Annotated in this window: 8 protein-coding genes and 4 tRNA genes; all 12 read right to left on the reverse strand. The window is 58.5% G+C overall.

Annotation, left to right across the window (positions count from 1 at the left end):
* Nucleotides 1–19: 19 nt before the first annotated feature.
* The 12 genes from rpoB to P3T17_RS35080 all read right to left on the reverse strand — a co-directional run bounded on the left by rpoB (nucleotide 20) and on the right by P3T17_RS35080 (nucleotide 9,694).
* Nucleotides 20–4,126, reverse strand: a complete 4,107-nt coding sequence (rpoB, locus tag P3T17_RS35025; RefSeq protein ID WP_074262712.1) for a DNA-directed RNA polymerase subunit beta — start codon at nucleotides 4,124–4,126, stop codon at nucleotides 20–22.
* Between the two features lie 369 nt (nucleotides 4,127–4,495).
* On the reverse strand, nucleotides 4,496–4,870 hold the full coding sequence (gene rplL, locus P3T17_RS35030) for a 50S ribosomal protein L7/L12 (RefSeq protein WP_062129471.1): 375 nt from the start codon (nucleotides 4,868–4,870) through the stop codon (nucleotides 4,496–4,498).
* Nucleotides 4,871–4,933: 63 nt separating this feature from the next.
* Complete coding sequence (gene rplJ / locus P3T17_RS35035; RefSeq protein WP_074262713.1) at nucleotides 4,934–5,437, reverse strand: 50S ribosomal protein L10; 504 nt, start codon at nucleotides 5,435–5,437, stop codon at nucleotides 4,934–4,936.
* A 302-nt stretch (nucleotides 5,438–5,739) separates the two neighbouring features.
* Nucleotides 5,740–6,438 carry a 50S ribosomal protein L1 gene (gene rplA, locus P3T17_RS35040; RefSeq protein ID WP_074262714.1) on the reverse strand — a complete coding sequence of 233 codons (699 nt, stop codon included), beginning with the start codon at nucleotides 6,436–6,438 and terminating at the stop codon, nucleotides 5,740–5,742.
* On the reverse strand, nucleotides 6,439–6,870 hold the full coding sequence (gene rplK / locus P3T17_RS35045) for a 50S ribosomal protein L11 (RefSeq protein WP_074262715.1): 432 nt from the start codon (nucleotides 6,868–6,870) through the stop codon (nucleotides 6,439–6,441).
* A gap of 163 nt (nucleotides 6,871–7,033) precedes the next feature.
* The gene (nusG, locus tag P3T17_RS35050; protein WP_007180147.1) at nucleotides 7,034–7,591 is read right to left on the reverse strand and encodes a transcription termination/antitermination protein NusG; all 558 of its coding nucleotides are present in this window, start codon (nucleotides 7,589–7,591) and stop codon (nucleotides 7,034–7,036) included.
* A 1-nt stretch (nucleotide 7,592) separates the two neighbouring features.
* Nucleotides 7,593–7,973, reverse strand: a complete 381-nt coding sequence (gene secE / locus P3T17_RS35055; protein ID WP_074262716.1) for a preprotein translocase subunit SecE — start codon at nucleotides 7,971–7,973, stop codon at nucleotides 7,593–7,595.
* A 35-nt stretch (nucleotides 7,974–8,008) separates the two neighbouring features.
* Nucleotides 8,009–8,084, reverse strand: a tRNA-Trp gene (locus P3T17_RS35060).
* A gap of 64 nt (nucleotides 8,085–8,148) precedes the next feature.
* Nucleotides 8,149–9,339: an elongation factor Tu gene (gene tuf, locus P3T17_RS35065; RefSeq protein ID WP_429411487.1), complete on the reverse strand. Its 1,191-nt coding sequence runs from the start codon at nucleotides 9,337–9,339 to the stop codon at nucleotides 8,149–8,151.
* 62 nt (nucleotides 9,340–9,401) lie between these two features.
* Nucleotides 9,402–9,476, reverse strand: a tRNA-Thr gene (locus P3T17_RS35070).
* Between the two features lie 16 nt (nucleotides 9,477–9,492).
* Nucleotides 9,493–9,566: transfer RNA gene (locus tag P3T17_RS35075), tRNA-Gly, on the reverse strand.
* A gap of 42 nt (nucleotides 9,567–9,608) precedes the next feature.
* Nucleotides 9,609–9,694, reverse strand: a tRNA-Tyr gene (locus P3T17_RS35080).
* Nucleotides 9,695–9,907: the final 213 nt, after the last annotated feature.

Genomic DNA, 9,907 nt, shown 5'->3' on the forward strand with positions numbered 1-9,907 from the left:
CCTTCTCTCCGTAGTCCGATTAGTTGCGGTCGAGGTCGATATCGATACCGAGCGAGCGGATTTCCTTCACCAACACGTTGAAGGATTCCGGCATGCCTGCATCGATCACGTGATCGCCCTTGACCAGGTTCTCATAGACCTTGGTCCGGCCAGTCACGTCGTCCGACTTCACCGTCAGCATTTCCTGCAGCACGTACGATGCGCCGTACGCTTCGAGCGCCCACACTTCCATTTCACCGAAACGCTGGCCACCAAACTGCGCCTTACCGCCCAACGGCTGCTGCGTCACGAGCGAGTACGGGCCCGTGGAACGCGCGTGCATCTTGTCGTCGACCAAGTGGTGCAGTTTCAGGTAGTGCATGTAGCCGACCGTGACCGTACGCTCAAACATCTCGCCCGTGCGACCGTCGTACAGGCGGACCTGGTTCTTCGACGGCGTCATGCCGAGGTTCTTCGCGATGTCGTCCGGGAAGGCCAGATCCAGCGCGCGCGACATTTCTTCTTCCGTCGCACCGTCGAACACCGGCGTGGCAAACGGAACGCCTTCGCGCAAGTTCTTCGCCAGTTCGACGATTTCGTCGTCCGTGAAGCTGTCCAGCTCTTCAGCGCGGCCCGACTCGTTGTAGATCTTGGTCAGGAATGCGCGCAGTTCTTCGATCTTCGCCTGACGCTGCAGCATTTCGCCGATACGCCAGCCGAGACCCTTCGCGGCCCAACCCAGATGCACTTCGAGAACCTGGCCCACGTTCATCCGCGACGGCACGCCGAGCGGATTCAGCACGACGTCAGCCGGACGGCCATCGGCCATATACGGCATGTCTTCGATCGGAACGATCTTCGACACCACACCCTTGTTACCGTGACGGCCGGCCATCTTGTCGCCAGGCTGCAGGCGACGCTTCACAGCCAGATACACCTTGACCATCTTCAGCACGCCCGGCGGCAGTTCATCGCCTTGGGTGAGCTTCTTACGCTTTTCTTCGAACGCCAGGTCGAACTGGTGACGCTTCTGTTCGATCGAGTCCTTGATGGCTTCGAGCTGCGCCGCTGCTTCTTCGTCCGCGAGGCGGATGTCGAACCAGTGGTAGTGATCCAGATCTTGCAGATAAGCCTGGTCGATCTTCGTACCCTTCGCGAGCTTCTTCGGGCCACCGTTGGCAACCTTGCCGTCCAGCATACGTGCGAGACGCTGGAACGCGTCGCCTTCCACGATACGCAACTGGTCGTTCAGGTCGAGGCGATAGCGCTTCAGTTCATCGTCGATGATCTGCTGGGCACGCTTGTCGCGCTGGATGCCTTCACGCGTGAACACTTGCACGTCGATGACCGTGCCGCTCATGCCAGACGGCACGCGCAGCGACGTATCCTTCACGTCCGAAGCCTTTTCACCGAAGATCGCGCGCAGCAGCTTTTCTTCCGGCGTCAGCTGGGTTTCACCCTTCGGCGTTACCTTACCGACCAGCACGTCGCCTGCTTCGACTTCAGCGCCGATGTAGACGATGCCCGACTCATCGAGACGGCCGAGTTGCACTTCAGCCAGGTTCGAGATGTCGCGCGTGATTTCTTCCGGTCCGAGCTTCGTATCGCGAGCAACGACGTTCAGTTCTTCGATGTGGATCGAGGTGTAGCGGTCGTCAGCAACCACCTTCTCCGAGATCAAGATCGAGTCTTCGAAGTTGTAGCCGTTCCACGGCATGAACGCGACCAGCATGTTCTGGCCGAGAGCCAGTTCGCCGAGATCGGTCGATGCACCGTCAGCCAGCACGTCGCCACGCGACACGATGTCGCCGACCTTCACGATCGGACGCTGGTTGATGTTCGTGTTCTGGTTCGAACGCGTGTACTTGATCAGGTTGTAGATGTCCACGCCGACGTCGCCCGCAGCGGCTTCGTCGTCGTTCACGCGGATCACCATACGGCCTGCGTCGACGTAATCCACCACGCCACCGCGGAATGCCTGAACCGTCGTACCCGAGTCAACTGCCACCGTACGCTCGATACCCGTACCGACCACGGCCTTTTCAGGACGCAGACACGGCACAGCCTGACGTTGCATGTTCGAACCCATCAATGCGCGGTTCGCGTCATCGTGCTCGAGGAACGGAATCAGCGAAGCTGCGACCGAAACGATCTGCGACGGCGCCACGTCCATGTACTGGATGCGGTCCGGCGTAACCATCAGCGTTTCGCCTGCTTCACGCGACGACACCAGTTCGTCGGTCAGCGAGCCGTCAGCAGCCACAGCCGCGTTCGCCTGAGCGATCACGTAACGGCCTTCTTCGATCGCCGACAGATAGTCGATCTGATCCGTCACCTTGCTGTCCACAACCTTGCGATACGGCGTTTCGAGGAAGCCGTATTCGTTCAGGTGCGCATACAGAGCGAGCGAGTTGATCAGGCCGATGTTCGGACCTTCCGGCGTTTCAATCGGGCACACACGGCCATAGTGGGTCGGGTGCACGTCGCGGACTTCAAAGCCAGCGCGCTCACGAGTCAAACCGCCCGGGCCAAGAGCCGAAACACGGCGCTTGTGGGTGATTTCCGACAGCGGGTTGGTCTGGTCCATAAACTGCGACAGCTGCGACGAACCGAAGAACTCGCGAATCGCCGACGAAATCGGCTTCGAGTTGATCAGGTCGTGCGGCATCAGGTTTTCGCTTTCAGCCTGACCCAGACGTTCCTTCACCGCACGTTCCACACGCACGAGACCGGCGCGGAACTGGTTCTCCGCCAGTTCGCCGACGCAACGCACACGACGATTGCCCAAGTGGTCGATGTCGTCCACTTCGCCCTTGCCGTTACGCAGCTCGACCAGGATCTTGATCGTGGCGAGGATGTCGTCGTCTTGCAGCGTCATCGGGCCGACGATTTCGTCGCGACCGACACGGCGGTTGAACTTCATACGACCCACCTTGGACAGGTCGTATGCGTCTTCGCTGTAGAACAGACGGTTGAACAGCGCCTCGACCGCTTCTTCGGTCGGCGGTTCGCCCGGACGCATCATGCGGTAGATCGCGATGCGAGCGGCCATCTTGTCGGCGGTTTCGTCGATACGCAGCGTCGAGGAGATGTACGGACCTTGATCCAGATCGTTCGTGTAGAGCGTCTGGATGTCCTTGATCTTCGCTTCGCGCAGCTTTTCGAGGACGGTTTCCGTGATTTCGTCGTTCGCGTTGGCGATGACTTCACCGGTGTCGCCGTCAACGACGTTCTTCGCCAGCGTACGGCCGAGCAGATAGTCTTCCGGCACCGAGATGAACTTCGTCTTCGCGTTTTCGAGGTCGCGAATGTGCTTGGCGTTGATCCGCTTGTCCTTCTGGACGATCACGTTGCCGTCACGGTCCGAAATGTCAAAGCGCGCGACTTCACCACGCAGACGCTCCGGCACGAATTCCATCTGCGCGCCTTCCGGCATCAGCGTGAAATTGTCGAACACGAAGAAGTTAGCGAGGATCTGTTCCGGCGTCAGGCCAATGGCCTTGAGCAGAATCGTGACCGGCATCTTACGGCGGCGGTCGACGCGGAAATACAGCACGTCCTTCGGGTCGAATTCGAAGTCGAGCCACGAACCACGGTAAGGAATGATACGTGCCGAGAACAGCAGCTTGCCCGAGCTATGCGTCTTGCCCTTGTCGTGTTCGAAGAACACGCCAGGCGAGCGGTGCAGCTGCGAAACGATCACGCGTTCCGTGCCGTTGATGACGAACGAACCAGTCGGCGTCATGAGCGGAATTTCGCCCATATACACTTCCTGTTCCTTCACTTCCTTGACGACCGGCTTGCTCGGCGATTCCTTGTCGAGCAGCACCAGGCGCACTTTCGCGCGCAGCGCTGAGCAGTACGTCAAACCGCGTTGCTGACATTCCTTGATGTTGAATGCCGGCGGCGACAGCATGTAGCTGACGAACTCTAGACGGGCGAAGCCGTTGTGAGAAACAATGGGGAAAACGGACGTAAACGCCGCTTGCAGGCCTTCCGGCTTACGTTGCGTCGAAGACGTGTCGGCTTGCAGAAACGTGCTGAATGATTCAAGCTGGGTAGCCAGCAGGAAAGGTACTTGGTGAACGATGGGGCGCTTCGCGAAACTCTTGCGAATGCGCTTCTTCTCGGTGAAGGAATATTGCATACGATCTCCGAATCACGGCGGGCATTGTTGTCGAGGCAGGATACCTTGATGAGACAACCCGAGTGTTCACCGACTGAGACCCGATGGCCGTCCGATGGCTTGAACGAGCCTAGAAGCTTGGTGGTTGGCCGCTACCAACCGCTGGCTGACGGCAGCGGATGCCTATGTTGCCCGCTACCCGACCAAACTTGCCTTCTGCAGTCGCTTCAGAAGACAAAGAAAAACGCCGGTCAATGCTGCCGAAAGGCGATTTTCTTTGGCTTCTAGGACTACGTTCTTACCGAAACAACCCGGCAAAAACGTAGCGCCCACAAAGCACAAAAAGGCCGGCGGTGGAAAACCGCCAGCCTTCGCACAGCGCGCCGAAAGTTACTTGATTTCAGCTTTCGCGCCGGCTTCTTCCAGCTTCTTCTTGGCTTCTTCAGCAGCAGCCTTGGGTACCGCTTCCTTAACAGGCTTCGGTGCGCCGTCGACCAGGTCCTTCGCTTCCTTCAGGCCGAGACCCGTCAGTTCACGAACAGCCTTAATGACCGAAACCTTGTTCGCGCCGACTTCCGTCAGGTTGACCGTGAATTCGGTTTGCTCTTCAGCAGCAGCTGCAGCGCCGCCGCCTGCCGGGCCTGCCACTGCAACAGCAGCTGCCGACACGCCAAACTTTTCTTCGAACGCCTTAACCAGCTCGTTCAGTTCCAGAACCGACATCGAGCTTACTGCTTCGAGGATGTCTTCTTTTGCGATTGCCATTTGAAATACTCCTAAATTGAATTCGGATACAGCCAGCGATCAATTACGCTCGACTGAAGTGCGTTAAGCAGCGGTTTCTTCGCCTTGTTTCTTTTCTGCCAGCGCGGCCAGAGCGCGCGCGAAGCCAGAAACAGGTGCCTGCATAACGTACAACAGCTTGGAGAGCAGTTCTTCGCGGCTCGGGATGTTTGCCAGCGCTTGCACGCCAGCCTTGTCCATCACCTTGCCTTCGTAGGAACCAGCCTTGATGATCAACTTGTCATTGCTCTTGCCGAAGTCGTTGACGACCTTGGCAGCAGCAATTGCATCTTCCGAGATGCCGTAGATCAGGGGGCCAGTCATCTGCTCTGCCAGCGAAGCAAACGGGGTACCTTCGACAGCGCGACGCGCCAGCGTGTTCTTCAACACGCGGAGGTACACCTGTTGCTCGCGCGCTTTCGCGCGCAGCTTGGTCAGATCGCCAACCGCGATTCCACGATACTCAGCAAGAACGACGGTCTGGGCTTTCGCGACTTGCGCGGCAACCTCAGCGACGACGGCCTGCTTGCTTTCTTTATTGAGTGGCACGGTTAACCTCCAGATTCGATACACGCAGCGTGCGCCTTGTGCATCGCGTTCAACAACGGCGTCCGACCAGTCAGGAGTATTTCGACCACGCGCTGTTCGCATTGCTGCGGACAACCCGCGGTTTCATCACCACAAAACCTTTTCGGGTTCGCCATCTGCGTTGGCTTTACATTAAGGGTCGGCCTACCTGCTGCTTTCCCGCCAACGGTCTTTGACAACCGGTCGTTCGATGCGGACTGCCATCTTGCGACCGCCCAAAGCCCTTAGAACCGCCTCGACTCACATCAAGGCGATGAATTTTCTTACTGTGCTGCGAGCGATGTCTGGTCGACGCGAACGCCAACACCCATCGTGCTCGACAACGCGACCTTACGCAGGTACACACCCTTGCTCGTTGCCGGCTTCGCCTTTTGCAGCGCTTCGACGAGAGCAGCCAGGTTGGTGCGCAGAGCCGTCGGCTCAAACGAAGCGCGACCAATGGTGGCGTGGATGATACCGGCCTTGTCGACGCGGAATTGCACCTGACCTGCCTTGGCGTTCTTCACAGCCGTCGCGACGTCCGGCGTCACGGTACCGACCTTCGGGTTCGGCATCAGGCCGCGCGGGCCAAGGATTTGACCAAGCGTACCGACAACGCGCATCGTGTCCGGCGAAGCGATCACGATGTCGAAGTCCAGCTTGCCGGCCTTGACCTGTTCAGCCAGGTCTTCCATACCAACGATTTCCGCGCCGGCTGCACGAGCTTGCTCAGCCTTTTCGCCTTGAGCGAACACAGCGACGCGAACCGACTTGCCGGTACCGGCAGGCAGTACGACCGAGCCACGAACCACTTGATCCGACTTCTTCGCATCGATGCCGAGTTGCACAGCAACGTCGATCGATTCGTCGAATTTCGCGCTTGCGCACTCTTTCACGAGCGACAGCGCTTCGTCGATCGCGTACAGCTTCTGGCGATCAACCTTGTTTGCAAATGCTTGCAGACGCTTCGAAAGCTTAGCCATTTACACGCCCTCCACGGTGATGCCCATCGAGCGCGCGCTGCCAGCGATCGTACGGACCGCTGCGTCCAGGTCAGCTGCCGTCAGATCGGGCATCTTGGCCTTGGCGATGTCTTCAGCTTGTGCGCGCGTGATCTTGCCGACCTTGTCGGTGTGCGGCTTTGCCGAACCCTTGTCGATCTTCGCTGCCTTCTTGATCAGAACCGTAGCCGGCGGCGTCTTCAGAACGAACGTGAAGCTCTTGTCCGCGAACGCAGTGATCACGACAGGAATCGGCAGACCCGGTTCCATTGCCTGAGTCTGCGCGTTGAACGCCTTGCAGAACTCCATAATGTTCAGGCCACGCTGACCCAGTGCCGGACCGACCGGCGGCGACGGATTGGCTTTACCTGCAGGAATCTGCAGTTTGATAAAGCCGATGATTTTCTTTGCCATGTTGAAAACCTCGTTGGAACGCCGCGCTGCTACATGCGGGCGTTCAGGTGAGTAGTAGCGCGCGTTCGCCGAAACCGGCTACTGACGCTCCTCAACGGCCATTACGCGGACCGTAAGCGCGAAATACGGAACGCGCCGTTAGGCGCGCTCCGCGGAATCTTCATTACAACTTTTCGACCTGACCAAATTCCAGCTCGACCGGTGTTGCGCGGCCGAAAATGGTGACAGACACGCGGACTCGCGACTTCTCGTAGTTCACTTCCTCGACGCTGCCGTTGAAATCCGTGAACGGGCCGTCCTTGACGCGAACCATCTCACCGACCTCGAACAGAGTCTTCGGACGCGGCTTCTCGACGCCTTCCTGCATCTGCGACATGATCTTCTCGACTTCCCGCGGGGAAATCGGGCTAGGACGATTGCGCGCACCGCCCACGAAACCGGTCACCTTTGCCGTGTTCTTCACGAGGTGCCACGTCTCGTCAGTCATTTCCATTTCCACAAGCACATAGCCCGGGAAGAAACGACGCTCGGTCACTGACTTGTGACCGCCTTTGACCTCTACTACTTCTTCAGTAGGCACGAGAATCTGGCCAAACTGGTCTTGCATGCCAGCACGTTCGATGCGCTCCTGAAGCGCACGTTGCACGCTCTTCTCCATACCGGAGTAGGCGTGCACGACGTACCAACGTTTTCCACTCGGGGATGCCGGAGTATCGCTCATATCATTTCCAACCCAGAATCGCCGAGAAAATCGCCCATTCTATGGACTTATCGCAAATCCACAGAAACACCGCCATGATGAACACAAAAGCGAACACCACGAGAGTTGTTTGCGTTGCCTCTTTACGAGTCGGCCAAACAACCTTGCGGACTTCTTTGTACGAGTCCTTGGCGAATGCGATGAAACCCTTACCGGGCGCGGAGAGAAGTCCGACTGCAACACCCGCGATGACGCCAACAGCCAAGGCAGCTCCGCGGACGTACCATTCCTGGCTACCGAGCCAGAAGAACCCCACGAACCCGGCCAAGACCAACAATACGCCCGCAGCGACCATCAGCTTGTCGCCGGAAGTATTTACAGTTTCGACGGAAGGATTCGCCATAACACCTTAACGAGCGCCACATACGGCGCGAGAGTTGGCAGGGGCAGAGGGAATCGAACCCCCAACCTTCGGTTTTGGAGACCGACGCTCTGCCAGTTGAGCTATACCCCTAAACCATTTTGGGGTTGACGACACCGCCAACCCCGAAACTTCTAATCCACGAGTACTGGCTGGCTTACTCGAGAATCTTGGCAACGACACCTGCGCCGACGGTACGGCCACCTTCACGGATGGCGAAGCGCAGACCTTCTTCCATCGCGATCGGGTTGATCAGCTTCACCGTGATCGACACGTTGTCGCCCGGCATCACCATTTCCTTGTCCTTCGGCAGCTCGATCGAGCCCGTCACGTCCGTCGTACGGAAGTAGAACTGCGGACGGTAGTTGTTGAAGAACGGCGTGTGACGACCGCCTTCGTCCTTGCTCAGCACGTACACTTCGGCCGTGAAGTGCGTGTGCGGGTTGATCGAACCCGGCTTGGCCAGCACCTGGCCACGCTCCACGTCTTCACGCTTCGTGCCGCGCAGCAGGATACCCACGTTGTCGCCCGCCTGACCCTGGTCGAGCAGCTTGCGGAACATTTCCACGCCCGTGCACGTCGTCTTCACCGTCGGCTTGATACCCACGATCTCGATTTCTTCGCCGACCTTCACCACACCGCGCTCAACCCGACCCGTCACCACCGTGCCACGACCCGAGATCGAGAACACGTCTTCCACCGGCATCAGGAATGCGCCGTCCACTGCGCGCTGCCGCGTCGGGATGTACGTATCCAGCGCGTCGGCCAGGTTCATGATCGCCACTTCGCCCAGCTCGCCCTTGTCGCCTTCCAGCGCCAGCTTGGCCGAACCCTTGATGATCGGCGTGTCGTCGCCCGGGAAGTCGTACTTCGACAGAAGTTCGCGAACTTCCATCTCGACGAGCTCCAGCAGCTCAGCGTCGTCCACCATGTCGCACTTGTTCAGGAACACGATGATGTACGGAACGCCAACCTGACGTGCCAGCAGGATGTGCTCACGCGTTTGCGGCATCGGGCCGTCAGCGGCCGAGCACACCAGGATTGCGCCGTCCATCTGCGCGGCGCCCGTGATCATGTTCTTCACATAGTCAGCGTGGCCCGGGCAGTCAACGTGTGCGTAGTGGCGGTTCGCCGTTTCGTACTCGACGTGTGCCGTGTTGATCGTGATGCCGCGCGCCTTTTCTTCCGGCGCCGCGTCGATCTGGTCATACGCCTTCGCTTCCCCGCCGAACTTCGCGGTCAGCACCGTCGTGATCGCTGCCGTCAGCGTGGTCTTGCCGTGGTCAACGTGACCGATCGTGCCGACGTTCACGTGCGGCTTGGTCCGCTCAAACTTACCCTTGGCCATTTTCGACTCCTAAGAGGATTATCCGTACGTTGCGCCGCGCGCAAACAATCACTGAGTACTTCTGGTGCCCATGGGCAGGATCGAACTGCCGACCTCTCCCTTACCAAGGGAGTGCTCTACCACTGAGCCACATGGGCGCTACATCTTCGTTACTGGAGCGGGTGAAGGGAATCGAACCCTCGTCGTAAGCTTGGAAGGCTTCTGCTCTACCATTGAGCTACACCCGCAAGGATCTCTTCGATTCCCAATCACGACTTCAGCGTGCATTCTGGTGGAGGAGGTTGGATTCGAACCAACGTAGGCGTAAGCCAACAGATTTACAGTCTGCCCCCTTTAGCCACTCGGGCACCCCTCCGCAGAGAACTGATGATTATGGGGGAAGAGCACTACAATGTCAAGTGCCGCCTGACCGCCCAGAACCCCAAAGCCCTCACTTATAACCGTTTCCGTAAACGCAGAAACCCCACCTTTGGGGGGTGGGGTTTCTGGTTCTGCTAGGGAGCCTGACGATTACCTACTTTCACACGGGTAATCCGCACTATCATCGGCGTGGAGTCGTTTCACGGTC

Source organism: Paraburkholderia sp. GAS82 (assembly GCF_050436285.1).
Lineage (GTDB): Bacteria > Pseudomonadota > Gammaproteobacteria > Burkholderiales > Burkholderiaceae > Paraburkholderia > Paraburkholderia phenazinium_B.

Bases quoted from the DNA above. Each gene is read 5' to 3' on its own strand.
- rpoB (WP_074262712.1), bottom strand. From the start codon at position 4,126: ATGCAATATTCCTTCACCGAGAAGAAGCGCATTCGCAAGAGTTTCGCG.
- rplL (WP_062129471.1), bottom strand. From the start codon at position 4,870: ATGGCAATCGCAAAAGAAGACATCCTCGAAGCAGTAAGCTCGATGTCG.
- rplA (WP_074262714.1), bottom strand. From the start codon at position 6,438: ATGGCTAAGCTTTCGAAGCGTCTGCAAGCATTTGCAAACAAGGTTGAT.
- rplK (WP_074262715.1), bottom strand. From the start codon at position 6,870: ATGGCAAAGAAAATCATCGGCTTTATCAAACTGCAGATTCCTGCAGGT.
- nusG (WP_007180147.1), bottom strand. From the start codon at position 7,591: ATGAGCGATACTCCGGCATCCCCGAGTGGAAAACGTTGGTACGTCGTG.
- secE (WP_074262716.1), bottom strand. From the start codon at position 7,973: ATGGCGAATCCTTCCGTCGAAACTGTAAATACTTCCGGCGACAAGCTG.
- tuf (WP_429411487.1), bottom strand. From the start codon at position 9,339: ATGGCCAAGGGTAAGTTTGAGCGGACCAAGCCGCACGTGAACGTCGGC.